The 24,621-nt window shown below is 77.4% G+C and carries 22 protein-coding genes and 1 tRNA gene; 8 read left to right on the top strand and 15 right to left on the bottom strand.

Annotation, left to right across the window (positions count from 1 at the left end):
• Window positions 1-10 precede the first annotated feature (10 nt).
• Window positions 11-1,135 carry a hypothetical protein gene (locus A2CP1_RS14275; RefSeq protein WP_012526742.1) on the bottom strand — a complete coding sequence of 375 codons (1,125 nt, stop codon included), beginning with the start codon at window positions 1,133-1,135 and terminating at the stop codon, window positions 11-13.
• A 40-nt stretch (window positions 1,136-1,175) separates the two neighbouring features.
• Entirely contained in the window at window positions 1,176-1,754 is a 579-nt protein-coding gene (locus tag A2CP1_RS14280; protein WP_012526743.1) for a polysaccharide biosynthesis/export family protein, read from the bottom strand.
• 292 nt (window positions 1,755-2,046) lie between these two features.
• On the opposite strand from A2CP1_RS14280, the gene A2CP1_RS14285 reads away from it, so the two are divergent.
• Entirely contained in the window at window positions 2,047-2,238 is a 192-nt protein-coding gene (locus A2CP1_RS14285; RefSeq protein ID WP_012526744.1) for a hypothetical protein, read from the top strand.
• A 60-nt stretch (window positions 2,239-2,298) separates the two neighbouring features.
• On the opposite strand, the gene A2CP1_RS14290 is transcribed toward A2CP1_RS14285, so the two are convergent.
• Window positions 2,299-3,726: a sigma-54-dependent transcriptional regulator gene (locus A2CP1_RS14290; protein WP_012633925.1), complete on the bottom strand. Its 1,428-nt coding sequence runs from the start codon at window positions 3,724-3,726 to the stop codon at window positions 2,299-2,301.
• Between the two features lie 134 nt (window positions 3,727-3,860).
• Here A2CP1_RS14290 and A2CP1_RS14295 point away from each other — a divergent pair, with 134 nt between their 5' ends.
• Window positions 3,861-4,118 (top strand): hypothetical protein, encoded by a 258-nt coding sequence (locus A2CP1_RS14295; RefSeq protein ID WP_041450517.1) that lies wholly within the window; start codon window positions 3,861-3,863, stop codon window positions 4,116-4,118.
• An 82-nt stretch (window positions 4,119-4,200) separates the two neighbouring features.
• Window positions 4,201-4,593 (top strand): rhodanese-like domain-containing protein, encoded by a 393-nt coding sequence (locus tag A2CP1_RS14300; protein WP_012633927.1) that lies wholly within the window; start codon window positions 4,201-4,203, stop codon window positions 4,591-4,593.
• A 7-nt stretch (window positions 4,594-4,600) separates the two neighbouring features.
• On the opposite strand, the gene A2CP1_RS14305 is transcribed toward A2CP1_RS14300, so the two are convergent.
• Window positions 4,601-6,451 carry a SpoIID/LytB domain-containing protein gene (locus tag A2CP1_RS14305; RefSeq protein WP_012633928.1) on the bottom strand — a complete coding sequence of 617 codons (1,851 nt, stop codon included), beginning with the start codon at window positions 6,449-6,451 and terminating at the stop codon, window positions 4,601-4,603.
• 59 nt (window positions 6,452-6,510) lie between these two features.
• Window positions 6,511-7,434 carry an aminotransferase class IV gene (locus A2CP1_RS14310; protein ID WP_012633929.1) on the bottom strand — a complete coding sequence of 308 codons (924 nt, stop codon included), beginning with the start codon at window positions 7,432-7,434 and terminating at the stop codon, window positions 6,511-6,513.
• 138 nt (window positions 7,435-7,572) lie between these two features.
• Here A2CP1_RS14310 and A2CP1_RS14315 point away from each other — a divergent pair, with 138 nt between their 5' ends.
• The 4 genes from A2CP1_RS14315 to A2CP1_RS14330 all read left to right on the top strand — a co-directional run bounded on the left by A2CP1_RS14315 (window position 7,573) and on the right by A2CP1_RS14330 (window position 12,519).
• Window positions 7,573-7,971, top strand: coding sequence for a hypothetical protein (locus A2CP1_RS14315; protein WP_012633930.1), 399 nt, complete (start codon window positions 7,573-7,575; stop codon window positions 7,969-7,971).
• Window positions 7,972-8,242: 271 nt separating this feature from the next.
• Window positions 8,243-8,977 (top strand): ABC transporter ATP-binding protein, encoded by a 735-nt coding sequence (locus tag A2CP1_RS14320; RefSeq protein WP_012633931.1) that lies wholly within the window; start codon window positions 8,243-8,245, stop codon window positions 8,975-8,977.
• Window positions 8,974-11,334: an ABC transporter permease gene (locus tag A2CP1_RS14325; RefSeq protein ID WP_012633932.1), complete on the top strand. Its 2,361-nt coding sequence runs from the start codon at window positions 8,974-8,976 to the stop codon at window positions 11,332-11,334. Before A2CP1_RS14320 ends, A2CP1_RS14325 begins: the two co-directional genes overlap by 4 nt.
• 3 nt (window positions 11,335-11,337) lie before the next feature.
• Window positions 11,338-12,519 (top strand): efflux RND transporter periplasmic adaptor subunit, encoded by a 1,182-nt coding sequence (locus A2CP1_RS14330; protein ID WP_012633933.1) that lies wholly within the window; start codon window positions 11,338-11,340, stop codon window positions 12,517-12,519.
• Between the two features lie 9 nt (window positions 12,520-12,528).
• Here the strand turns inward: A2CP1_RS14330 and A2CP1_RS14335 are convergent, their stop codons facing one another.
• The 10 genes from A2CP1_RS14335 to A2CP1_RS14380 form a co-directional block, all read right to left on the bottom strand.
• Entirely contained in the window at window positions 12,529-12,825 is a 297-nt protein-coding gene (locus A2CP1_RS14335; protein ID WP_012633934.1) for an STAS domain-containing protein, read from the bottom strand.
• A 230-nt stretch (window positions 12,826-13,055) separates the two neighbouring features.
• A tRNA-Lys gene (locus A2CP1_RS14340) sits at window positions 13,056-13,127 on the bottom strand.
• Window positions 13,128-13,433: 306 nt separating this feature from the next.
• Window positions 13,434-14,378 (bottom strand): SDR family oxidoreductase, encoded by a 945-nt coding sequence (locus A2CP1_RS14345; protein ID WP_245529784.1) that lies wholly within the window; start codon window positions 14,376-14,378, stop codon window positions 13,434-13,436.
• Window positions 14,379-14,442: 64 nt separating this feature from the next.
• Window positions 14,443-14,784: a hypothetical protein gene (locus A2CP1_RS14350; RefSeq protein ID WP_041450518.1), complete on the bottom strand. Its 342-nt coding sequence runs from the start codon at window positions 14,782-14,784 to the stop codon at window positions 14,443-14,445.
• A 64-nt stretch (window positions 14,785-14,848) separates the two neighbouring features.
• The gene (locus tag A2CP1_RS14355) at window positions 14,849-15,739 is read right to left on the bottom strand and encodes an endonuclease/exonuclease/phosphatase family protein (protein WP_012633937.1); all 891 of its coding nucleotides are present in this window, start codon (window positions 15,737-15,739) and stop codon (window positions 14,849-14,851) included.
• A 41-nt stretch (window positions 15,740-15,780) separates the two neighbouring features.
• A complete protein-coding gene (locus tag A2CP1_RS14360) occupies window positions 15,781-17,514 on the bottom strand; it encodes a hypothetical protein (RefSeq protein ID WP_012633938.1) in 1,734 nt (577 codons plus the stop codon).
• A complete protein-coding gene (locus tag A2CP1_RS14365; RefSeq protein ID WP_012633939.1) occupies window positions 17,514-18,302 on the bottom strand; it encodes a hypothetical protein in 789 nt (262 codons plus the stop codon). The genes A2CP1_RS14360 and A2CP1_RS14365 overlap by 1 nt, the downstream gene beginning before the upstream one ends.
• Window positions 18,299-19,228 (bottom strand): hypothetical protein, encoded by a 930-nt coding sequence (locus A2CP1_RS14370; RefSeq protein ID WP_012633940.1) that lies wholly within the window; start codon window positions 19,226-19,228, stop codon window positions 18,299-18,301. Before A2CP1_RS14370 ends, A2CP1_RS14365 begins: the two co-directional genes overlap by 4 nt.
• On the bottom strand, window positions 19,225-21,081 hold the full coding sequence (locus A2CP1_RS14375; protein WP_012633941.1) for a cytochrome c3 family protein: 1,857 nt from the start codon (window positions 21,079-21,081) through the stop codon (window positions 19,225-19,227). The genes A2CP1_RS14370 and A2CP1_RS14375 overlap by 4 nt, the downstream gene beginning before the upstream one ends.
• Window positions 21,078-23,324: an NAD(P)-binding domain-containing protein gene (locus tag A2CP1_RS14380; protein WP_012633942.1), complete on the bottom strand. Its 2,247-nt coding sequence runs from the start codon at window positions 23,322-23,324 to the stop codon at window positions 21,078-21,080. The genes A2CP1_RS14375 and A2CP1_RS14380 overlap by 4 nt, the downstream gene beginning before the upstream one ends.
• 268 nt (window positions 23,325-23,592) lie before the next feature.
• Between A2CP1_RS14380 and cysK the strand changes: the two genes are divergently transcribed.
• Window positions 23,593-24,528, top strand: a complete 936-nt coding sequence (gene cysK / locus A2CP1_RS14385; protein WP_012633943.1) for a cysteine synthase A — start codon at window positions 23,593-23,595, stop codon at window positions 24,526-24,528.
• Window positions 24,529-24,621 lie beyond the last annotated feature (93 nt).

Genomic DNA, 24,621 nt, shown 5'->3' on the forward strand with positions numbered 1-24,621 from the left:
CCGTATCCCCTCACCGCGCCGGCAGCGTCCACCCGAGCCGGATGCCCACGGTGGTCCTCCGGAGGTCCGCCGACGGATCGTCGATCCGCGCGAAGTGCGTCACGCCGAGGGCGACGCGGACCCCGCCCCCCACCATCATCCCGGCCTCACCGGCCGCCGCGTACCCGAGCGTCGAGTTCCTCCCGCTCGGGACCTCGCCGGAGTGCCAGATCCCGCCGTCGCCTCGCACGTCGAAGCGCAGACCGAACCTGCGCACCACGCCGACCTCCGCCGAGTCCACCAGGCCGGGGCGCGCGGTGGAGCCGATCCCCAAGCCGTGCGCGACCGCCACGCGCAGGTCCATCTCGCGCCGCGCCAGCCGGAGCTCCGCCCCCGCCTCGGGCACCAGCGCCTGATCGCGGTTCCCGATCCACATGGCAGGCCCCGCGTACCCGTCCACCTCCAGCATGCGGGTGATCCGGTAGCGGGCCCTGGCGCGGAGCCCCTGCGACCACGCCAGCGAGTCGCCGGTCGGATCGAAGCCCTGGAAGACGCCCGCGGCGTACGCCGCGCCCACCGCGAGCCGCTCGCTCGCGTGCCACAGCGCCTCCGCGCCGGGGGCGTGCATCGCGCCGCCGCTCCGGTCGGAGAAGACCACCGTCCGCTCCGTCGCGGTCACGGCCAGCTCGAGCCGTCGCGAGGCGTCCCACTCCGCGCGTCCGCGCCCCTGGACCGTCCAGGCGGAGCGCTGGCCCGTGCGGAAGATGCCCATCTGCGCCAGGCCGACCGGGTCGAACGCGTAGCCGCCGCGCGCCGACGCGGTGACCCGCGTCCGCTGGGTGGGGGCCGCGTCCAGATCGAGCGCGCCGCGGTGGTTCCAGATCCCGTGCGACGCGAGGCGCTCGTACACCAGCCAGTCCCCGCCGTACGTCGCGGTGAGCTTGAAGAGGTGGTCGAGGAGACGGAAGCCCACGTCGGGCGAGATCCGCCCCGTGCGATCGCCGCCCTGCCCGAGGTAGAGCGCGTTCGTGTCGTAGCCGCCCTCCAGGGAGAGACGGGCGATCGGCTCCGCCACCGTCACCGCCGCCACCCGCGCGGCCGGCGCCAGGAGCGCGGCCCACAGCACCGCGATCCCGAGCCCGCGCCTCGCACCCATCGCCCGTCCTCGCCCGCGCTCCGCCGGAGACCGCGCCGCCCTACGGCACGTACAGGACGTCGCCGCCCTTGAGCCAGAGCGCACCCGCCGCCTCCCCCTTCACCAGATCGTCGAAGGACAGCCGCACGCGATCCGCGCCGCCGTCCGGCTTCTGCCGGAGCCACACCACCTCGTCGCCGCCGTAGGGCGTGCGGCCCCCCGCCAGCGCGATGGCCTGGACCACCGACACCGGGCCGCGCAGCGGGAACCCGCCCGGCCGCGCCACCTCGCCCAGCACGAACACGCGGGATGCGTTGATCTCGCGCACCAGCACCGCCACCGCCGGGTCCTTGATGTACGTCCCGAGCGCCTTGCTGAGGCCGGTCTGGAGCTCCGCGGGCGTCTTCCCCGCCGCCTCCACCTCGCCGGCGAGCGGGAGCGAGATGCGCCCGTCGGGGCGCACCGGCACCACGCGGGTCAGCTCCGGCTCGTGCCACACCACCACCTCGAGCACGTCCTCGCGCCCGATGCGGTACTCGCCCGCGTCGGGGCGCGTGCCGGCCCGTTCGGAGGCGCTCTTCCCCGCGCACGCCGCAGACAGGAGCAGGACCGCCGTCATCGCCACGTTGCCACGCGCCATTCCGTTCCCCCGGTGCGGCTCTCCGCCAATCGGACGCGCTCGCACCGAGCACGGCGCATGCCATGCGCCCCGCCGCGGCACCGGCTGCCCGGGGAAACGCCGCTCGGCGGGCGGTCCGGGCCTGGCCGCGCGGCCGGGCGCACGGCGTCGCGGAACCGCGCGGGCGGCGCAGGCGAATGTTTTTCCTCGCGCGCGGAACCGGCGTGCCCGCGTTGCCGCGCGCGCCTGGGCGCCCGAACGTTCGGGAGGACGCGGCGGCGGCGGTTGGCCAGCGCGCGCCGGAAGGGGACCGATGCTGAGGGCGGCGGCGTGGACGATCGGCCTGTTCGGGGCCGGGATGATCATCTGCAGGCTGTTCCCGCTGCCCTGGATCGAGCCGGCGGTGCTGCTCGGGCTGGGCTTCGGGTTCCTGGCGGTGAGCGCGCGGACCGGGCCTCGGCCGCGGCGTGCCCGCACCATCGCCACCAAGGAGGCGGCCGCATAGCGTCACCGTGCGAGGACGCACCGCCGCGCCCGCGCAGGCCGCGCGCTCCCGGCGCCGGCGTCAGGCCTCGTCGACGGTCGCGGCGTCGCGCGGATCCACGATCCCGCAGTCCTTGATCTTGTAGAGCAGCGCCTTGTAGCTCACCTGCAGCCGCTTCGCGGCCTTGCGCTTGTTCCAGCCGGTGCGCATGAGCGCGCGCAGGATGGCCTCGCGCTCGGCGATCCGCGCCGCGCGGCGCGCCACGTCCTTCAGCGGCGCGTCCTCCGGGAGCGCCGCGTGGAGCGCGGGGGCGCCCGGCCGCACGTGGTTCGCGGCCACGTTCACCGGCGCCGGTCCGGCCGCGGCGCGGGGCGCGCCCAGCTCGCCGAGCACCATGGCCGGGTCGCGCAGCACCACCAGCCGCCGCACCAGGTTCTCCAGCTCGCGGACGTTCCCGGGCCAGTCGTACGCGTGGAAGCGCTCCATCACCTCCGGCGGCACCTCCTCCAGCCCACCCTGGTAGCGCTCGCGGTACTTGCGCACGAAGTGCCGGACCAGCGGCCCGATCTCCTCCTTGCGCTCGCGCAGCGGCGGCACGCGGACGGTGACCACGTTCAGCCGGTAGAACAGGTCCTCGCGGAAGCTGCCCTGCCGGATGGCCAGCTCGAGGTTCCGGTTGGTCGCGACCACCACGCGCGCGTCCACCCGCACCGGCCGCTTCCCGCCCACCCGGTAGAACTCCTCGTCCTGGAGGACCTGGAGCAGCTTGGCCTGCAGGCGCGGGTCCATCTCGCCGATCTCGTCGAGGAAGATGGTGCCCTGGTGCGCCAGCTCGAACTTGCCCGGCTTCTCCGCGTGCGCGCCGGTGAACGCGCCCTTCTCGTGGCCGAACAGCTCGCTCTCGAGCAGCTCGCCCGGCAGCGCGGCGCAGTTGATCTTCACGAACGGCCGCGCGGCGCGCCGGCTCTCCGCGTGGATGCGCCGGGCGATGACGTCCTTGCCCACGCCGCTCTCGCCCACCAGCAGCACCGGCACGTCGGTGTCCGCGATCCGCTCGACCAGCTCGCGGACGCGGTCCATCGCGCCGGAGAGCAGCGGCAGCGTGCCGGGATCCGGCGCGGTCTCGGAGCGCGTCCGCGCGCGCCCGTCGAGCGCGCGGCGCAGTACCAGCTCCAGCTCCGCGGGATCGAACGGCTTCGGCAGGTAGTCGGTCGCGCCGAGCTTCATGGCGCGCACCACGTCCTCGGTCTGCGACAGCGCCGAGAGCACGATGACCGGGAGCGCCGGATCCCGCTCGCGCACCCGGCGCAGCACCTCGAAGCCGTCCGGCTCGGGCATCACTAGATCCAGCAGCACCGCCCCCGCCGGCGCACTGCCCAGGTCGGCCAGCGCCTCGTTGCCGCCGCGGGCGGCGCGCACGCGGTAGCCGGCCGCGCCGAGGAACTCGCACAGGGGTGCCCGGGCCTCGTCGTCGTCCTCGATGACGAGCACGGTGCAGTCGTTGTCCATCCGGTTTCCGTTCCAGGGCGGCGGAGTGCCGCCGAGGAGAAGCTGGCGCCACCTCCGACGGCCGGCACCGGCCCGATCGCGGCGGCGGGCGAGCGAGCGTGCGCGCGCGCGCCTTCCGTGCGATACCTCTCGCCGTGCGACTGTCGCGATCGCGAGTCCTGCTGCGCGCCGCGCTGCTCCTCGTGGGCGGGGCGTTCATGCTGGTGCGGGCGTGGCAGGCATGGGAAGGCGCCCGCACGCCGGGCGGCGATCCCGTGCTGCTCCAGCGCATCGCGCTGGTGGAGGCCCTGGTGGGCGTGCTCGCGCTGGTGGCGGCGGGCATCGCGCTGCTGTCGGTGCGCCGCCGCCGCCGCACCCACACGCTCCGCCTCGACGACCTCGATCGCCGCTGAGCGGCCCCTCCGGTGGCGCGGCGAACCTCCGCGCCCCGCCGCGGCTCTCCTCCTGAGACACGCCACCATCGGAGCCCCACCCATGCCCAGCGCCCGCCTCGCCCTCGCCGCGGTCGTCGTCCTTCAGGCCCTGGTCGCATGCAGCCGCGCGCCCGCCGGCCCGCCCGCCGCCCCGGTGGTGGACGGCCCCACCGCGAAGGCGCTGGTGGACGGGGGCGCCCGGCTCGTGGACGTGCGCACGCCGCAGGAGTTCGCGGCCGGCCACGCGCCGGGGGCGATCAACATCCCGTACGACGAGATCGCGCGCCGCGCGCCCGGCGAGCTCCCGGACCGCGACGCCAGCATCGTGCTCTATTGCCGGAGCGGCCGGCGGAGCGCCATCGCGGCGAAGGCGCTCCGCGAGCTGGGCTACGCGCGGCTGCACGACCTGCAGCGCGCCGACGCGTGGCCGGGGCCGCTCGAGTCCACCCGATAGCTTCCACTCAGTAGATGGACGAGACCTCGGCGCCCGAGTAGTAGGCGCGGAGGATCTCGCGGTGGTCCTGCCCGGCCTCCGCGCGCCCCACCGCGCCCCACTGGCACATCCCGGCGCCGTGGCCCCAGCCGCCCCCGCGGAGCGCCAGCGCGCCGCCCGGCTCCGGCTCGACCAGGAACATCGCCGACGGGAGCCCGCCGAGCAGCCGGCGGATGCGCAGCTCGCCGCGGACCTCGGCTCGGCCCGCCGCGCCCGTCACCTCCAGCTCCCGCGCGCGGCCGGACACCCCGCGCGCCGTCACGCGCAGCGCCGTCGCCGGGCCGATCCCGAGCTCGGCGCCCACCCGCGCCAGCGCCGCCGCGTCCAGGCGGCGCGTCCAGCGGAAGCGGCTGCGGCTCGCGCCCGCGGCCCGCGCGCAGTAGGCCTCGGAGCCCGCCACCAGGAACCTGCGCACCAGCGCGTCCGTCCCCACGCCCACCGGCCAGCGCGCCGCCGCGGCGGGCGGGAGGTCGGGCCGCCCGCGCAGGCTCGGATCCGGCGTCCCGTCCCACACCGCGTCGTTGTGCTCGCCGTGGCCGCCGCACATCGCCGAGTAGACCGCGTTCACCAGCGTGCGGTCGGCGCGACCGAACAGCGCCTCGCCCCGCGTCGCGAGCACCGCCGCGTCGGTGCGGCCGGTGCGGGCCGCGTCGCCGCGGTACGCCTGGCAGTGCACCTCGGCGCAGAGCATGAACGGGTCCGTCAGGTGGCGCGTGCCGATCTGCGCGAGCACGTTGGAGCGGGCGGTCACCGCCTGCGCCTCCAGCGCCGCGCGCGGCGACGACGCCGGCATCTCGCTCGGCACCAGCCCCCGCAGCAGCTCCTCGAGCGGCACGCCGTGCACCGCCGCGAGCGCGCCGCCGGCGTCGAGCGTCAGGTAGAGCCGGCCGCGGTAGGTGCGGTCCTCGCGGGCCCGCCCGCCGCGCCCGTGCTCGTGCTCGACGCCCTCCACCAGGAAGCCCGCCTCGCCCTCCACGGCGAGCGTGAGCGCGGCGTCCGCCTCGCCCAGCGGCGCCCCGCCGTCGCCGAGCAGCTCGAGCCGCCCGGACGGGCGGCCCACCAGCGTCGCGTGCAGCGTGGCCCGTGCGCCGTGCGCGGCCCGGAGCGTCTCCACGGTCGCGCGCGCCCCCGCCTCCGTCCCGTCGCCGTCCACCAGCAGCAGCGCGCGGCGGTTGTCCACCACCCGCCCGGCGATGCCGTACACCGCACCCACCACCCGCGGCTCGGCGCGGACGCCGCGCACGCGCCAGGCCCGCGCCTCCGCCTCGAGCCGGGCGCGATCTGCGAGCGGCGCCTCCTCGAGCAGGGCGCGCCAGGCCAGCACCGCGGGGACGGCCTCTCGCGCGCGCACCCGCAGGCGCGTGCCGGCCTCCACGCGGAGCTCGCCTCCGCCGCGCAGGAGCACGCGCGCCCGCGCGAGCGGGCGGAACGCGATCTCGCGCTGGCCCTCCATGAGCCGGATGGTGACGAGCGGCTCGCCACCGGGCGCGAACTCCAGCCGGTGCCCCCAGAGCAGGTCCAGCGGGTCGGCGAGGTCGGCGGCCGGCGGCGGCGCGAGCACCGCGGCGTCGGGCGGCGGCAGGGGGAGCGGGAGCGGCGTGGCCGGCTCCGGTGCGGCGTCGGGCGTCGACGCGACCGGCGTCGAGGCGGCGGGCTCCGCGGGCGGCGCCGCGGCCGGGAGCGCGGGCGCGGCCGGCTCAGGCGGCGGGATCGCGGGCAGCTCCGCCGGCGCGGCGGGCTCGGGGACGGCTCCCGGCGCCGTCGGGGCCGCTTCCGCGGCGAGCGCGACGGCGAGGAGCACGGCGAGGAGTCGGCCCATGAGCGCGCCAGCTTACGACGAGCCGGCCGCCGCGCGCGAACCCCTCGGCGGCGGGACGTTCACGGCGGGCCGAGGCCCGGCGGCCCGCCCGCGAGGCGGCGGAAGGCCCGGTGCAGCCGCTCGGTGACCGCGCCGGGCCGCCCGGTCCCGATCGGCCGCGCGCCCACCCGCACCACCGGCAGGATCTCGCGCATGGTCGAGGTGAGGAAGGCCTCGGCGGCCGACTCCAGCGCGTCCACGCCGAGCGGCGCCTCCTCCACCGGCACGCCCGCCTCGCGCGCGAGCCGGAGCACCACCCCCCGCGTCACGCCCTCCAGGATCCCGGCCGCCAGCGGCGGCGTCCGGAGGCGCCCGCCGACGACGGCGAACACGTTGGAGGACGAGCCCTCGGTGACCATCCCCGCGTCGTCGAGCAGGAGCGCCTCGTGCGCGCCCGCGGCGCGCGCCTCGCGCACCGCGAGCACGTGCGAGAGGTGCGCGCCGGTCTTGGCGGCCGGGTCCACCGCGGCGGGTGAGGCGCGCCGCACGCTCGCGATCGCCACCGTCACGCCCTCGGCGTACGCGCGCGCCGGCGGCGCCGCGAGCGGCGCGACGATGACCACGGCCCGAGGATCCACGGCGAGCGCGGGGTCGAGCCCGATCTCCCCCGCGCCGCGCGTCATCACCACGCGCACGTACCACTCGCCCGCGTTCCACGGCGCAGCATCGGCGGGCGCGGGCGGCGCGCCCAGCGACTGCGCGGCCTCCAGCGTGCGCGCGATCTCGCGCGCGGTGCGCGGCCCGTCCCATCGCGGCGCGAGCCCGGTGCGCTCCGCCGAGCGCGCCAGCCGCGCGAGGTGCGCGTCGAGCTCGAACGGCCGTCCACCGTACGTGCGCACCACCTCGTACACGCTGTCGCCGTACAGGAAGCCGCGGTCGAGCACCGAGACCTTCGCGTCCGCCGGCGCGACCAGCGCGCCGTCCAGGTTCACCAGCGTCGCCATGCCCTCACCATACCGCCCCGTCGCCGCCGCGCGCGCGGCCGACGCGCCGCGTCCGGGTCGCGGACGCACCGTGAAAAGCCCGCGTGATCGTGGACGTTTTCTTGACCGCCCGGGCGGGGATGATATCTCCCGACATCGATGGAAACCGCGGTCGAGTGCACGCACTGCAAGGTGGTGATGACGAGCTGGTCGGCCCCCGGGAGCCCGATCCGCTACTACCAGTGCCCGTTCTGCGCGCGGACCCACTCCTCGCTGTACGGCGAGGTGTTCCAGCGCCGCGCCGGCGCACGCCTGGTCGGCGCCCCGGCCGCGACCACCGCCGGCATCCCCATGGCAAGCCCGGAGGACGTCCGCTGGGCGCGCGTGAAGGCCACCGCGGCCCGCTGGTTCGCGCGGCTCGAGGCCGAGCAGCGCCCGACGGCGCCGTCCGCGGCGTTCCCCCGGCGCGCCCGCACCGCGGGCCCCTCCGACGACGTGCCCGAGGCGGATCCCGCCGACGTGGTCGAGGTCGGCGGCCGCCGGCACGGGCGGGTCTGAGCGGCCCGGAGCATCCCCTCCGCCCTCACGCACCGTTCACCACCGCTTCGGTGCGGCCGCGCTGCGCGTGCTGCGCTCGGCGGTGCGCACGCGGCGGGGCCGACGCCGGCCGCGTGCCGACGCGCGCCGGGCGCCTGGCGGCCTGCGGACGCGGCGCGCACGCGTCCGCGGCACCCCGCTTTCGTCTCCCCCGCCGGACCGTGGAGGGGCGACGCTGTGCACCGGGCGTGCGCGGCGCGGTGACCCCGCGCGCCCGCCGTGCGGGGGGGACATGGCGAGCCCGGCGCGAGCGGACGGCGAGCGGATCCCCGCGTTCGAGGCGCGCGGCCTGGAGAAGGTCTACCGGATGGGCGAGGTGGACGTCCCCGCGCTCCGCGGCGTGGACCTCGAGCTGTACGACGGCGAGCTGGTGGTGATCCTCGGCCCCTCCGGCAGCGGGAAGTCCACGCTCCTCAACATCCTCGGCGGCCTGGACGTGCCCACCGGCGGACGCGTCCGTTACCGCGAGCACGACCTCGTCGGCGCCTCCGCGCGCGCGCTCACCCGCTACCGGCGCGAGCACGTCGGGTTCGTGTTCCAGCTCTACAACCTCGTCCCGAGCCTCACCGCGCGCGAGAACGTGGCGCTCGCCTGCGAGATCGCGCCCGACCCGATGCCCGCGGACGAGGCGCTGCGGCGGGTCGGCCTGGGCGAGCGGCTCGACCACTTCCCCTCCCAGCTCTCCGGCGGCGAGCAGCAGCGCGTCGCCATCGCCCGCGCGGTGGCGAAGCGCCCGGACGTGCTGCTCTGCGACGAGCCGACCGGCGCGCTCGACGCCGCCACCGGCCGCGTGGTGCTGGAGGTGCTCGAGCAGGTGAACCGGGAGCTCGGCACGACCGTGGTGGTCATCACCCACAACGCCGCCATCGCCGCGCTGGCAGACCGGGTGGTGCACGTGCGCGACGGCCGCATCGCGCGCGTCGACCACAACGCGCGGCGCGCGCCGGCCGCGGAGATCGCCTGGTGAGCGCGCTCGACCACAAGGCCTGGCACGACCTCGGGCGCATGCGCGGCCAGGCGGTGGCGGTGGGCGCGCTGATCGCGAGCGCCATGGCGGTGTGGGTGACCACGGTGCTCACCGAGCGCGCCATGCTGCGGACCCGCGACGCGTACTACGCGCGCCAGCGGTTCGCCGACGCGTTCGCCTCGGTGCGGCGCGCGCCCGAGCCGGTGGGCGCGCGCCTCGCCGCCGTCGCCGGCGTGGCCGAGGTGGAGACGCGGGTGATCTGGCCCGGTCGCCTGGACCTGCCCGACGCGCGCCGGGCGCGGGCGACGTTCGTGTCCCTGCCCGACCGCGCGGCGCCGCGGCTCAACGTGCTCGCGCTGCGGGCCGGTCGCCTCCCGCTGCCCGGCGAGCGCGGCGTGGCGGTCCTCACCGAGGGCTTCGCCGTCGCGAACCGGCTCGGCCCCGGCGACGACCTCGCTGCGGTGCTGAACGGCCGCCGCACGCGGCTGCGCGTCGTCGGCGTGGCGCTCTCGCCCGAGTACGTCTACGCCGTCGGGCCCGGCATGCTGTTCCCGGACGACCGGAGCTTCGGGGTGGTCTGGGCGCCGCGCACCGACCTGGCGGAGGCGGCGGGGCTGGACGGCGCGTTCAACGCGGTGGCGCTGCGCCTCGGCCCGGGCGCGGCCGAGCCGGACGTCCTCGCCGCGGTGGACCGGGTGCTCGAGCCCTGGGGCGGCGTCGGCGCCCACGCCCGCCGGGACCAGGCCTCGCACCGCTACCTCTCCGACGAGCTGACGCAGCTCCGGGCGCTGGCGCTGGTGATGCCCGCCATCTTCCTCGGCGTCGCCGCGTTCCTGCTGTCCGTGATCGTGTCGCGGCTCGTGGCGCAGCAGCGGCCGCAGGTGGGCATGCTGAAGGCGCTGGGCTACTCCGACCTCGCGCTGGCGATCCACTACGCGAAGCTGGTGGGCGTGGTGGTGGCGGCCGGCGCCGCCGCGGGCGCGGCCGGCGGCGCGCTGCTCGGCCGCGGGCTCGCCCGCATGTACGCGGAGTTCTACCGGTTCCCGTTCCTCGTCTACGCCGATGCCCCGGCGGTGGTCGCCTCCGGCGCGGCCCTGTGCGCGCTCGCGGCGCTGGTGGGCGTGGCCGCCGCGGTGGCCCGCGCCGCCCGGCTCCCGCCCGCCGAGGCGATGCGCCCCGAGCCGCCGCCCGCGTTCCGCGCCACGCGCCTCGACCGCCTGCTGGCCCAGCCCGGCGTCCCGCCCGCCTGGCGGATGGTGCTGCGCAACCTGTCCCGCCGTCCGGTGCGGGCCGGCCTGTCCGCGCTCGGCGTGGCCTGCGGGATCGCGGTGATCGTCCTCGCCGGCGCCATGCAGGACGCGCTCCATCACCTGCTCGGCGTCCAGTTCCGGGAGGCGCGCCGCGAGGACGCGATCGTGGTGTTCACCGAGGCGGTCGGCGCCGACGCGCTGGCGGAGCTGCGCGCCCTGCCCGGCGTGCGCGCGGCGGAGCCGTTCCGCGGCGTGCCCGCGACGCTGCGGAGCGGGCCGCGCAGCCACCGGACGGAGATCGCCGGCCTCGACCCCGGCGCGCGCCTGTGGCGCCTGGTGGACGCGAGCGGGCGCGAGGTGCCGGTGCCGCCGGCCGGCGTGGTGCTCTCGTCGCAGCTCGCGCGCATGCTCGCCGTCGGCCCGGGCGACACGGTGCTCGCCGAGGTCCACGAGGGGCGGCGCCCGGTGCTGGCGCTGCCGGTGGCCGCGCTGGTGGACGACTTCGTGGGCGTGAGCGCGACGCTGAGCCGGGCGCGCCTCGACGCCGCCCTCGGCGACGGCCCGCGCGCCAGCGGCGCGCTGCTCGCGCTCGCGACCGGCGCGGGCCCGCAGGTGGAGGCTCGGCTGGCGGAGCGGCCCCGGGTGGCGGCGGTCACGCTCGGGGACGAGCTGCGGCGCTCGATGGAGACGGTGATCGGGCGCTTCATGGGCGGCGTGGTCGCGGTGCTGGCCGGGTTCGCGCTCGTGCTCGCCGGCGGCGTCATCTACAACGCGGCCCGGGTCGCGCACGCCGAGCGGCAGCGCGAGCTCGCCACGCTGCAGGTGCTCGGGTTCACGCCGGGCGAGGCGTGGCGCATCCTGGCCGGCGAGCTGGCGGTGCTGGTCCTCCTGGCCATCCCGGCCGGCTGCGCCCTCGGGCTCGGGCTGGCCACGCTCACCTCGCGGCTGGTGTCGTCCGACCTGTTCCGGCTGCCGGTGGTCATCTCGCCCGGCACGTGGGCGCGGGCGGTGGGCGTGGTCTGCGCCGCGAGCGGGCTGCTCGTGGCGCTGGCGCGGCGCTGGGTCGGGAAGGTGGATCTGGTGGAGGTGCTGAAGGCGCGGGAGTGAGCGATGCGGCGCTGGATGGTGCTCGGAGCGATGGTGGCGCTCGCGCTGGCGGGCGCGGCGGCGGTCCTCGGCAGGGGTGCGGCCGAGGTGGAGGTCCGGCGCGCGACCCGCGGCCCCATCGCCGAGTGGGTGGAGGGCACCGGGAAGGCGCGGGTGCGAGAGCGGCATGCCGTCTCCGCCCCGGTGACCGGCGCGCTCGAGCGAGTCGAGGTCCACGCCGGGGACACGGTGCGCGCCGGCGCGGTGGTGGCCCGGGTGCTCCCGCTCACGCCGACGCCGCTCGACCCGCGCGCGCGCTCCGAGGCCCGGGCGCGCGCGGCGGCGGCGACGGCCGCCGAGGCGCAGGCGGAGGCGGCGCTGCGAAGGGCCCGGGTGGTGGAGGCCGACGCGGCGCGGACCCTGGCGCGGGCCCGCGCCCTCCTCGCCGCCTCGGCCATGGCGGCGAGCGAGCACGACGCCGCGGAGGCCACTGCGCGCGCTGCGCGCGAGGAGGTGGACGCCGCGCAGGCCACGGTCGGGCGGGTGCGGGCGGAGCGCATCGCGGCCGAGGCCGTGCTCGCCGCGCCCCGCGGCGCGGCCGGCGGCGCCGTCCCGGTCGCCTCGCCGGTGGCCGGCGTGGTGCTGCGCGTCGCGCAGGAGAGCCCGGGTCCCGTGCTCGCCGGCACGCCCGTGCTCGAGCTGGGCGACCCGCGCGATCTCGAGGTCGCGCTCGAGCTCCTCACCGAGCAGGCCTCGCGGGTGCGCCCCGGCGCGGAGGTGGAGCTGACGGCCTGGGGCGGCGACGCGCCGCTCGCGGGCCGGGTCCGCCGCGTCGAGCCGAGCGCGTTCACGAAGGTGAGCGCGCTCGGCGTCGAGGAGCAGCGCGTGAACGTGCTGGTCGATCCGGCCGGCGCGGCGGGCGCGTGGGCGCCGCTCGGCGACGGCTGGCGCGTCGAGGGCCGCGTGGAGGTGGCGCGCCGGCCGGACGCGCTGCTCGTGCCCGCGAGCAGCGTGTTCCGGGGCGACCGCGGCTGGGCGGTGTACGCGGTCGAGGGCGGGCGGGCGCGGCTGTGCCCGGTCCGGCTGGGCGCGATGGCCGCCACCGAGGTGGAGATCGCCGAGGGGCTCGCAGAGGGAGCGCCGGTGGTGCTCCGGCCCACCGGCGCGCTCCGCGACGGCGTGCGGGTGCGGGCGCGGGAGCCGTGAGCCGGCGGCCTATGCGGGGGCGTTCGCCCCGTCGTCCGGGGTCCCGGTCACGCCCAGGTAGCGCAGCAGGCGCCGGTGGTGCTGGCGCAGGCCGCGCACCGACACGCGGGCCGGGCAGGCGGCCAGCGCCCGGGCCAGCACGGCCACGCCGAAGTCGTGGAACTCGCGCACGTGGGTGAGATCGACGCGGACCTGCGCGTCGGGCGCGGCGGACGCGAGGCAGCGCGCCACGTCCTCCGCCGCCGACGCGTCGAACACGCCATCCCGGTGGATGGTGTGGCCCTCCCCCGGCTCCTGCCGCGTCATCGGTGCTTCCCCCCGGCGACCGCTGGGATCGCCGCCCGAGATCGAAGATAGCCGGGGCCGATCTCGGGCCCAAACCGACGGTCCGAGGCATGTGGCCGCGGGCGGAAGATGTAGGGCGGAGGCCGCTGGCGCGCGCCGCCGGGCCGATCGCCTCGGTGCGAGCGGGATCGGGACCCCCGACGCGCTCCGGCGAGGCCGGGGCGGCGGGGCGAGGGCGCAGCCCTCGGGAGTGGGGCGCCAGGGACTCGAACCCTGAGCCAACGGCTTAAAAGGCCGCTGCTCTACCATTGAGCTAGCGCCCCGTTCGGCGGAGCCGACCGGCGCTACATACCACGCGGACCGGCCCGGGGCTGCCAGCGCGGCGCCGAAAAGCGGCCGCGCCAGCATGCAGGTGCATGCTGGCGCGGGTCCTGCTCCCCCCTGGAGCTTGGCTGAGGAGCGGGAACCCCCCCGTCCCGGACGTCCGCTCCCGCTCCTCAGCCTCGGCGAGGAACATACCGGTGGAACCGGCGCGCAGGTATCGCGTGACCCGGCGACCCACGGCCATGAGACGACCTCGCAGCGCGGTGCGCACGAGCGCCCCATCCGAGCGCCGGCGCGTCCCCGCTTCAGGTGGCCCCACGCACGCTTCGTGAAGCCCACACCGCCCCCGCGGCCAGGAGCACCGCCCCCGCGGCCAGGCTTCGGCGGTGGAGCGTGAGCCAGAGCGATGCGCTGCGGCGCCGGGCCTCCGCCGAGAACTCGCCGTGTGCGCCGTGATCTCCCGGCACCGGCCGATCGAGATCGTCCGGCCGCCCCGGCTCGGGCGGGCGATCGGCCTGCTGCGCGCGGTAGCCGATCCGGCCCAGGTAGCGATCGAGCAGCCCCGGGATCGTCCGCTGACCGAGGATCGCACGCACCGTGCTCCACGTGACCCACAGCTCGCGGCGCGGCCGCCGCACCACCGCCAGCACCGCGCGCGCGATCACCTCGGGCTGGTAGATGGGCGGCACCGGCTTCGGGTGGCCGGGCAAGCGCGTCCGGACCAGCTCGAACTGCGGCGTGTTGACCGCCGGCAGGTGCACCATCGAGAGCCGCACGCGGCTGCGATCGTGCGCGAGCTCGCAGCGGAGCGCGTCGGTGAAGCCGCGGACCGCTGCCTTCGCGGCGCAGTAGGCGCTCTGCAGCGGGATGGAGCGGTAGCAGAGGGCGGACCCGACCTGGACGACGTGCCCCCGGTTGCGCGGCAGCATGTGGCGGAGCGCCGCCCGCGTGCCGTGGACGTAGCCGAGGTACGTCACCTCGGTGACGCGCCGGTACTCCTCCGCCGTCGTCTCCATCACCGGCGCGAACACGCTCACCATCGCGTCGTTCACCCACACGTCGATGCCGCCCCACGCGCGCACCACCGCGTCCGCGGCCGCGTCCACCGCGCCGGCGTCCGAGACGTCGGCCACCACGGCGATGGCCTCGCCGCCCGCGCCGCGGATCTCGCGGGCGGCGTTCTCGAGGGCCTCGGCGTTGCGCGCGATCAGCGCCACGCGCATCCGCGCCCGCCCCAGCTCGCGCGCCACCGCGCGCGCCCCACGCCCGCCGACGCCCCCGTCACCACCGCGACCTTCCCCGCCAGGTCCCGCCTCACCGCCGCGTGCCTCCCCCGCCCTCGCGCTCGCCCGCGCCGCGCGGCGCCTGCGGCTCGTGCGCCGGCTCGCCGCCCTCGCCCTTGTCGCCCTTCTCTCCCTCGCGCGCCTGATGGGCGCGCCGCGCCTCGTCGACGTGCGCCTTCCGCGTGCCGGCGCTCCGCTCCGCGGCATCGGTCACGGTTCGCTGCGCGTCCGGCTCGGGCGCCCGCCCGGGCGGTTCGGCCCCGGGGTGCGGCGTCCCATCGTCCACGCCGGGCGGAGCCGGCCCGGGCCCGCCGGCGAGCCCCTCCACCACCTCCGGAACCCTCGGATCGTCCGGACGCCGATCGCTGGCCATGCGCCACCCCCCGCCGAAATGTCTGGACCCAGGCGACACGGTGGAACCCCTGCGTCTCCCGGCCCTACTGCAGCCACAGGTCCAGCACCACCGGCCGGTGATCCGAGGCCGCCTGCACGTCCGGCCCTCCCGCGATCGCCGCCTGTACCACCGAGCCTGCGTCCGCCCGCGGGATGGCCAGGTGATCGAGCGCGGCGCGGGCCGCTCCGCCGGACCAGGTCCACCGCGCCTCCGGCGGCAACGCCGCGGCCGGATCGATCCAGCCGCCGTCGCCGAGCAGCGGGGCGAGCGCGGTCGACCCGGCCTCGTCGTTCAGGTCGCCGCCCGCGACCACCCGCGCGCCGGCGCGGAGCAGCCCGTCCGCGACCTCGCGCAGGCGGGCCGCCTGCTCCGCGCGGCGCGTCCCGTCGTCGGAGAGCGCCGAGCTGAGGTGGCTGCCCACCAGCGCCAGCGTCCCGCCGTCCGGGAGCGCCGCGTGCGCCTCCACGCAGTCGCGCGGGAACAGCGGCCGGCCCGAGGCGTCCCGCTCGTCCCGGTGGCTGACGTAGGCGCGCAGCGGCAGCCGCGAGAGGACCGCGACGTCGATGCCGCGCGGATCGTTCCCCTCCACCAGCCGCGCCTCCGCGTACCCCGCCCGCGCCGCCAGCGCCCCGGCCAGCGCGGCGGTCTCGACCTCCTGGAGCAGCACCAGGTCGGCGTCCAGCCGCGCCAGCACCGCCGTGACCCGCGCCAGCTTCGCCTCGACCTCGTCCGCGGTCGCGACGGTGTCGAGCGCGCCGGGCGGCTCGAGCCGATCGACATCGTCGAACAGGTCGTGGACGTTCCAGCTGACGATCCGGACCCGCTCGCCCGCCGTCCCCGGCGGCGCAGCGTCGAGCGGGGGCGGCGCGCAGCCCGGCGCGAGGGCGAGCGCGGCGAGGACGGCGGCGGGACGCGTGCGGGCGGATCGGCGCATGCCACGGCGCGCTGCAAGGCCGGCGCCGCGCGCGCCGGCGGTCAGTACGCGGCGAAGATCGTCGCGAACCCCGTCATCCCGTAGGGCATGCTCCCGCCCTCCTCCGCGGCCGGATCGAACGCGCCGCGGCCCGCCAGGCTGATCCGCAGCCCGAGGTGGCGGCCCAGGTCCGCGGTCGCGCTGGCGAGCACGCCGACCTCGTCGCGGTCGACGCCGAACGCCGCGTCGTGCGACCAGCTCGCGCGCCCCACCAGCCGGAGCGCCTGGAGCGGCCGCCACAGCAGCTGCGCGTACGCGCTCCGGCCGTCCAGCCAGCCCGACTCCTCCAGGTATCCCAGCGTCAGGCCGCCGCTCGCGCCCAGGAGCCGGGGCAGGCCCAGCTCCGGCCCGACCCAGCGCCGCTCCAGCCCGCTCGACCGGTCGCGCGAGAAGCCCCCGGTGCCGCCCACCCGCAGCCAGCGCACCGGGTCCCAGCTCACGAACCCGTCCGCCGCGCGCGCGCGCCCGGGGAACGCCGCCGGGTCGAACGTCTGCGGCCAGGCGAGCCCGGCGTGCCGGAAGCTCCCGCCGAGGAGCAGCCCGTCCACCGGCCGGAGGCTCGCGTCCACCCGGGCCGCGTCCAGGTCGGTGCCGCCGCGGTTGCCGCCGCCGCCCACGTGCGCCTCGGCCGAGAGGTCCAGGCGGCGCAGGAACACGCGGCCGGTGAGCGAGCCCTCCGCGCGCGTCCCCAGCTCCGGCGTGCGCACCATGGCGATGCGCCCCTCCTGCCGCCAGGAGGCGCCGCGGCCGAGCGCGCCGTCCAGGATCCAGTACGCGCCGCCGGTGGCGCGGCGCGTGGTGGGCCCGGTGGTGTCGGGCTCGGGCACCGCCCCGCCGAACACGCCGCCCTCGGCGCGCGCGCCGAGCAGCCGCCCGCGCACGCCGGCCAGGCCGCCGTCGAACACGGTCGCCCCGGGGATGGCCCAGGGCAGCACGCGCCCGGCGGAGAGGCGCAGCGCGTCGCCGGGGGTGGCGGTGAGCTGCGCCTGCCAGAGGTAGAGCTGGGTGTCGTCCCGCGGACGGAACCGCGGCGCGTCGCGGCGCAGCCAGCGCTCCGCGCGGGCGTCCACGTCGAGCGTCAGCCAGGGCGCGAGCTCCGCCTCCCGGATGGCGAGGTCGATGGCGGCGCGGTCCGAGGTGCCGGCGGTGGAGGCGGTCCACGCCTGGTACGACGCGCCCACCTCCGCCGTGCGGCTGCGAGGCACCGGGGCCGACGCGGCGCCGGGCGCGGCGCGGAACTCGACCTGCGGGACCGCCGCGGCGGTGACGACCGCCAGGCGCCGGGCCAGCTCCGCATCGCCGGGCGGCGGCGGGAGCTGTTTCGCCTCGGCGGCGAGCGCCGCGGGCTCGAACCGGAACGTGTCCCCGGCGCGCAGCCCGGTGCCGGCGCACGCCGCGTGGTGCGGCGCGAGCGACTCGACCGTGCACCGCCCGGCCGGCGCGCCGCTGCGCCGGAGCTCGAGCACCGCGCCCGCCGCGAGCCCGTCCTCGGCGCCCGCGTCGAGGTAGGCGCGCGAGGCGGTGGCGTAGGCGACCTGCCCGGTGCCGCGGGGGCGATCCGCCCGGCGCGCCGGCGCGGGGGGCCCGTCCTCGGCGGACGGCGAGCGGGCCACCGGCGCCGCCGGCGTCGAGACGGCGCGCACCGGCCGCCGCGGGCGCTGCTTCGCGGGAGCGGCCGCGGGGGCCGCGGCGAGCGCAGCGAGCGCGGCGAGCGCGACGGCGAGGGCGCCGGGCATCAGTTCACCCCCGTCGGATGGCAGCGGATGCACGCCTCGGTGGCCCAGGCGTAGCCGGAGATCTGGGTGTGGTGGGACGTCGTCTCCGTGTCGCCGTGGCACACCAGGCAGTCCTTCACCGCGAAGTCCGCCGCCCAGGCCTTGTCCGCGCGGGTGGCCGGGTGGCAGGTGAGGCAGGCGGCGCGGCTCCCCGAGTGCTTCAGGCCGGGCGCGATCCCGAACGGCAGGTGCGCCGCCACGCGGTCCACCTGCGCCTCGGCGTGGCAGCGGACGCAGCGCGCCGAGTCGAACGCGTAGTCCGGCACCGCCGCGTGCGCGGTCGCCATGGCGGCCTGCTCGTGATCGTGGCAGCCGGCGCACCCGAGGGTCCTCCGGTTCGCCGGGTCCACGTGGCACTCGGCGCAGCCCGCGGTGGCGTGGGCCGTCCCGGCGACGATCGGGAACAGCTTCGCGTGATCCACGCCCACCCCGGACTGGTGGCAGCCGTAGCAGGCCTCGCTCGCGAACTGGAAGCCCGGCACGGCGCCGTGCCGGGTGGTCAGCGCCGCCTCGTCGGCATGGTCGCCGGTGTGGCAGTGGATGCAGTCGAACTTCGCGAACGTGTCGAACGCGCCGTGGCAGTCGTCGCAGGTGGCCGTCGCGTGCGGCGTGCCCGCCACGATCGGGAACCAGCGCTGGGCGTGGCCCGCGCGCGACGGCATGGTGAGGGACGGCGCGGCGTCGCCGCCCTGGCTGCACGCGAGGGCCAGCGAAGCGGCCGCGGCGGCGATGGTCGGAAGGCTCCTCATCTCGGCACCCCGGTTCCGTGCAGGCCCCCGAACGCCGCCGAGAAGCGGTGGCACTCGTAGCACTTGCGGTTCACGAGCTGGAAGCCCGCCACGCCGTCGTGCTCGCCCGCGACGTTCCCGTGGCAGCGCAGGCAGTCGGCGGTGTCGGTCGCGCAGGTGAACGGCTGCGCGTAGTCCACCGCCGGGAAGCTGGCGTGGCAGTCCTTGCAGCGGATGCCGGCGTGCGGCCCCGACTTGATCGAGAAGCAGGTCTCGTGCGCGGGCAGCCCGGCGGGCGAGAACCGCCAGGCGCCGTGGCAGCCGCGGCAGTCCTGCGGGAAGCCGGCCAGGTCGTGGTTCACGGCGGCCGCGGCGGAGCCGGCGCGGGCCCAGTCGGCCTCGTGGCAGGCGATGCAGCGCGACGTGGGCCGGGCGAAGGCGCGGTCGCGGCGGTCGCCGTGACAGGACTCGCACGCCACCAGCGCGTGGCGGCCCGTGAGCGGGAACGCGGTGCGGCGGTGCGCCTCGGGCCCGAACGTCGGGGTGGACCAGGCGGTCGGGTCGTGGCAGCTCGCGCAGCGCGGCCCGAGCCGGCCGCCGTGGACGTCGCGGTGGCAGGCGGCGCAGGCGCGCGGCACCGGGTCGGCGAAGGTGCCGCCCGCGTGGCAGGCGCGGCACTGCGCGTCGCGGTGCCGCCCGTCGAGCGGGAACCCGGTGCGCTCGTGCGCGAACGTCACCGCCTTCCAGCCGTCCGCGGTGTGGCAGGCGCCGCAGTCGGTGTCCCCGCCGTGGGCGCCGGGGCCGGGCCGCGGCGCGGCGAGGTCGGCGCGCGCCGGGGGCGCGGTCGGGGGCGCGCCCGGAGGCGCCGCCGTGGCGCGGGCGGCGGCGCCCGCGAGGGCCGCCGAGGCGGCGAGGGCGAGCGCGAGGCGCGGAGCGGTGGCGATCACGGCACGTACCCCCGGAATGCGCCCTGGTGGAAGTCGGCGTGGCAGCCCTGGCACTTCACGGGGAGCGGGCGGTAGCGGCGCACCGCCGTCCCGTCCACCTGCACCGCGGGGTGGCACTTCTCGCAGGCGAGCGCGCGGTGCTTGCCGTCGAGCGTGAACGCGGTGAACGGCTTCTGGTGCACGAAGCGGAGCGGCGCCGGCGCCTTCCAGCCGGCCGTCTCGTGGCAGCGGGCGCAGTCGGTCCCCTGCCCCTTCACCGCGAGCTGGCCGGCGTGCGCGTCGGCGTGGCAGCCGGCGCACGCCTGCGGCACGCCGCGCCAGCGCACCACGCCCGCGGCGTCCGGCGCGTGGCACGAGCCGCAGGCGGTCCGCTCGTGCTTGCCCGTGAGCGGGAACCGGGCGTCGCGGGCGTGGTCGAAGCGCACCTTGCGGAAGGAGTCGAGCCCGTGGCAGGCGGTGCAGCCCTCGGCGCGCGTGCGCGCCTCGAACTGGCGGCCGTGCGGGTCCTTGTGGCAGCTGCGGCAGTCGGAGGGGCGCTGCAGATCCAGCGCCGCGAGGCTCACCGTCACCGGCCGGCGGTGGCGTCCGAGCTCCTCCCGGACCCGCGCCGGCACCTTCGCGGCGAGGCGCGCGTCCTTCGGGTGGCACAGCGCGCACGCCACCGCGCGGTGGGCGCCCTCCAGCCGGTAGGCGGTGCGATCGTGGTCCTCCGGCTCGAACCGTGCCGGGAGGAACCGGTCCACGCCGTGGCAGCGGTCGCAGGCGCGCGGATCGGCCGCCCCGGCCGCGGCGCCGGCCGTCGAGGCGGGCCGCGGGGCCCCGCCGCCGGGCGGCGCGGCGCGGGCGAGCTGGCCCACGTGCGCGTCGGCGTGGCAGTCGGTGCAGCGCGCGAACGCGATCCCCTTGTACCGCGCCTTCTCGCCCGGCCACGGGCCGTGGCACGCCTCGCACGCCACCGTCGCGTGCGCGCCGCGCAGCGGGTAGCGCGTCTTCTCGTGGAAGGCGCGCTTCGCGCCGAGCCCGGTCACCTGCTTCCAGTCGGCGGTGACGTGGCAGCTCGCGCAGGCCTGGCCGAGCCGGTCCTGGTGTGGATCCTTGTGGCAGTCGGTGCACGCCTGGAACGGCACGCCCTTGTAGCGCGCGGTCGCCGCCGACCGGACCGGCGGCGTCATGCCGGGGCCGGGCGCGCCGGCGGCCTCCACCACGTCCGCGTGGCACTTCGCGCAGGCCACCCGCACGTGCTTGCCGTCGAGCCGGTAGGCGGTGCGCGCGTGGTCGAAGCGCGCCGCCGGCTTCCAGGCGTCCTCGCCGTGGCAGCGCGCGCAGTCGGGACCGAGCTGGCCCCGGTGCTCGTCGAAGTGGCAGGCGGCGCAGCGCTGCGGCGCGCCCAGGCTGGTCCGGCGCTCCGGCTGCTTGCGCAGCATCTCGGCCACCGCCGGGTCCGCCACGAGGCGCGGGTCGTGGCAGCGGGCGCAGTCCACCCGCCGGTGCTTGCCGCGCAGCTCGAGCCCGGCGCGGGCGTGGTCGAAGCCCTTCTTCCCGCCCGGCCCCCAGTCCACCAGCGCGAAGTCGCGGCCCTGGTGCTCGTGGTGGCACTTCTCGCAGGCGCGCTCCGCCGCGGGGATCCGGCCGTGGAACCCCTGGCCGCGCGCGACGCGGTCCTTCAGCTCGGTGTGGCAGGCGAGGCAGGTGTCCGCCGAGAGCTGCTGCCCGGCGAGGTGGCACTTCGTGCAGCTCTGGAGGCCCTCCAGGTCGCGGTGGGGGCGGGAGAGCGGGCCGGGCGAGAACACGTCGGCGGCCGCCGGGGTGGCCAGCGCGAGCGACGCGAGGAGCGCTGCGGTCGAGGGTTTCACCGGTGGAGGAGCCCGTAGCCGAGGTAGAGGGAGACGCCGATGTGCGCGGCGATGACGAGGACCAGGAACCCGGCCAGGGAGGCGTGGAACACGCGCCAGCCGCGGAGCAGTCGCTTCAGCGAGGCGTAGAAGCGGATCTGCCAGCGCAGCCGGGCCAGCGCGACCAGCGTCGCCCGGAACTCGGCGTGGTGGCCGGTGCCGCGGAAGCTTCCGCGCACCCGCAGCAGCCGCAGCCGGAGCAGGAGCGACTCCGCCGGCATGCGCACGAACAGCAGCGCCAGCGAGCCGGCGCGGACCGGCGCGGTGGCGCGGTCGAGGAGCGCGCGGGCCGGCGCACCGGCCTCCTGCAGCAGCGGGCCGAGCGCGGCGCGGGAGCGCTCGAAGCGCGCCAGCAGGTCGGCCAGCTCCACCGCCTTCCCCCCGTCCGACGGGACCGCGCCGTAGATGAACCGGCCGACGATCCCGGTGCCCACCACGATGCAGAGCGCGCCCGCCGTGCCGGTGGCGAGCAGGTTGTTCGACTGGAACGCGGCGTGGAACGCGATGACGAGCGGGCTCATGAAGCCCACGAACACGTGGAAGTCGAGCCAGCCGCGGATGCTCCCCAGCGGCGCGAAGCGCTTCCAGCGCTTGCGGACCGCGTAGAGGAAGTTCGAGAGCATGAACAGCGTCGCCGCGATGCCGACGCCGTGGCCCCATGGCCCGGCGGGCTTCATCGAGGGGTGGAGCGGCGATCGGAGGCGCTCCACCCGCGCCAGCGGGTAGTACTCGCGCCCCTTCCACGCCAGCACCGCCAGGATCACCAGGCCGGCGAGCGCGTAGGCGGCGTGGAAGGCGCGGCGGCGGCGCCGTCCGGCCGCGGTGCGCGACGCGCCGGCGGCGGGCCGGGCGCCGGCGGCGCCGGGTGCGGCGGGCCGCGGGCGCGCGGGCCGGTGGACCTGTCCGGGCGCCTCGCCGTGGTAGCGCCGCAGCGCCACGCCCGCCTTCGAGAGCAGCTCCACCGGCAGCTCGCCCCCGACGTTCACCACCACGAAGTCGTTCTCCAGCGTGGCGGCGCGCCCGCCCACTTCGAGGACCACCTGGCGCGGGCGGATGGCCGTCACCTGCGAGCCGAGCAGCACGCGCACGCGGCGCGCCGCGGCGAGCTCCTGGAGCCGCGCGCGGTTCGCCTCGCGGCAGCGCGCCAGCTCGGCGCCGCGGTACGAGAGCGTCACCTCCGCGCTCGACTCGGTGGCGAGCTGGATGGCCGCCTCGAGCGCCGAGTCTCCGCCACCCACCACCAGCACGCGGTTGCCGTCGAACGCCTCCGGGTCGAGCAGGCCGTACAGGACCTTCTCCTGCTCCTCCCCGGGCACGCCCAGCCGCCGCGGCGTGCCGCGGCGCCCGACCGCCAGCACCACCTTCGACGCCTGCACCGTGCCGCGCTCGGTGCGAAGCTCGAAGCGGCCGTCCTCGCCGTCGAGGCCGGTGACCTTGACGCCCTCCTCCACCGGGATGCCGGCCTTCGCGAGCACGCGCTGCCACGACGCGAGCAGCTCCTCCTTGCTGATGAGGCGCTTCCCGAACCGGCCCACCAGCGGCAGCTCCACCGGCTCGGTCATCGCCACCTTCTTGCGCGGATAATGGGCGATCGACCCGCCCATGGTGCCCTGCTCGAGGAGGCGGAACGGGACGCCGCGCGCCTTCAGGCCGAGCGCGGTCGCGATGCCGGCCGGACCGGCGCCCACCACCGCGACCGGCGCCTGCCGCGACGCGGTCTCGGCCAGCCGCTCCGCCACCTGGAGCCCCTGCTGGATCGCGTTCTTGATGAGCCCCATCCCGCCCAGCTCGCCGACGACGTGCACGCCGGGCCGGGAGGACTCGAAGAACGCGTCGACCTCGGGCAGGTCCACGCCGCGCTCGGCGGTGCCGAACACCAGCCGGATCGCGCCGACCGGGCACTCGGCGGCGCAGCGCCCGTGGCCGATGCAGTGGTCGGCGTGCACCAGCTTCGCGGCGCCGTCCACGATGCCGAGGATGTCGCCCTCCGGGCACGCGCGCAGGCAGGAGAGGCTGCCGATGCAGACGTTCGGATCGATGATCGGGTGGAGCGAGCGGGCCAGGTGCTGGCCGCGGGCGCGCTTCGCCTCGAGCTCGGCCGCGTCGCGGCGCTCGCGGGCCCAGCGCCGGCCGAGGTGGCCGCCCGCGAGCAGGCCGACGCTGGCGAGGGAGCCGGAGACGATCCAGAGGGTGGCGAGGTCCATGAGGTTCGGGCGCGGCGGCAGCCCTGTCGCACGCTCGCGGGATTGACCTCGATCAGCAAGGCCCGGCCACGCGGGTCCCCGTCAGGGAGCGTTTGACCGTGCGTGAGGTGCGCACCCGCGCTCGCGACCGCGTCTCAACGGCGCGCAGGCGTCCGGCCGCCCCTCCCGGCGGCGACCGCCGTCGCGTCCGCTTGACAGGAGGCGCGTCCGCTTCTAAGGATGTCCGCTATAACGGAATCCGCCGGACGTCCGGCGGGAGCGAGGGCGCATGCGGATCGCGGACGACGTCACGAAGCTCATCGGAAACACGCCGCTGGTGCGGCTCAACCGGATCACCGACGGCGCCCGGGCGACCGTGGTGGCGAAGCTGGAGAGCTTCAACCCCGCCTCCAGCGTGAAGGACCGCATCGGCGTGGCGATGATCGAGGCGGCCGAGCGCGACGGGAAGATCAAGCCGGACACCATCCTGCTCGAGCCGACCAGCGGCAACACCGGCGTCGGCCTGGCGTTCGCGGCCGCGGCCAAGGGCTACAAGCTCGTCCTGACGATGCCCGACAGCATGAGCCTGGAGCGGCGGCGGCTGCTGGCCGCGTTCGGCGCGAAGCTGGTGCTCACGCCGGGCGCCGAGGGCATGAAGGGCGCCATCGCGAAGGCGCAGGCGCTCGCGGCCGAGGATCCGCGGCACCTCATCCTCCAGCAGTTCGAGAACCCGGCCAACCCCGAGATCCACCGCCGCACCACCGCGGAGGAGATCTGGCGCGACACCGACGGCAAGGTGGACATCGTCGTCGCCGGGACCGGCACCGGCGGGACGCTCACCGGCGTCGCCCAGGTGCTGAAGGCACGCAAGCCGTCGCTCCGCATCGTGGCCGCCGAGCCTGCCGACTCGCCGGTGATCTCCGGCGGCAAGCCGGGGCCGCACAAGATCCAGGGCTGGGGGCCGGGCTTCGTGCCGAAGGTGCTCGACACCTCGCTCATCGACGAGGTGATCACGGTCCAGAACGCCGACGCCGGCGACTTCGGGCGCCGGCTCACGCGCGAGGAAGGCATCCTGTCCGGCATCTCCTGCGGCGGCGCGGCCTGGGCGGCGCGCGAGCTGGCACGGCGGCCCGAGAACGCGGGCAAGCTCATCGTGGTGGTGCTGCCCGACACCGGCGAGCGGTACCTGACGACGTGGCTGTTCGAGGAGGCGCCCGCGGCCTAGCATCGGGCGCAGACGGACGATCCAGCGCGGCGGCGCTCCCGGCCCGGGACACCGCCGCGCTGCGTCATGACCGCGCGTGACAGACGGGCTCCT

The organism is Anaeromyxobacter dehalogenans 2CP-1 (genome assembly GCF_000022145.1).
In the GTDB taxonomy this organism is placed as follows: domain Bacteria; phylum Myxococcota; class Myxococcia; order Myxococcales; family Anaeromyxobacteraceae; genus Anaeromyxobacter; species Anaeromyxobacter dehalogenans.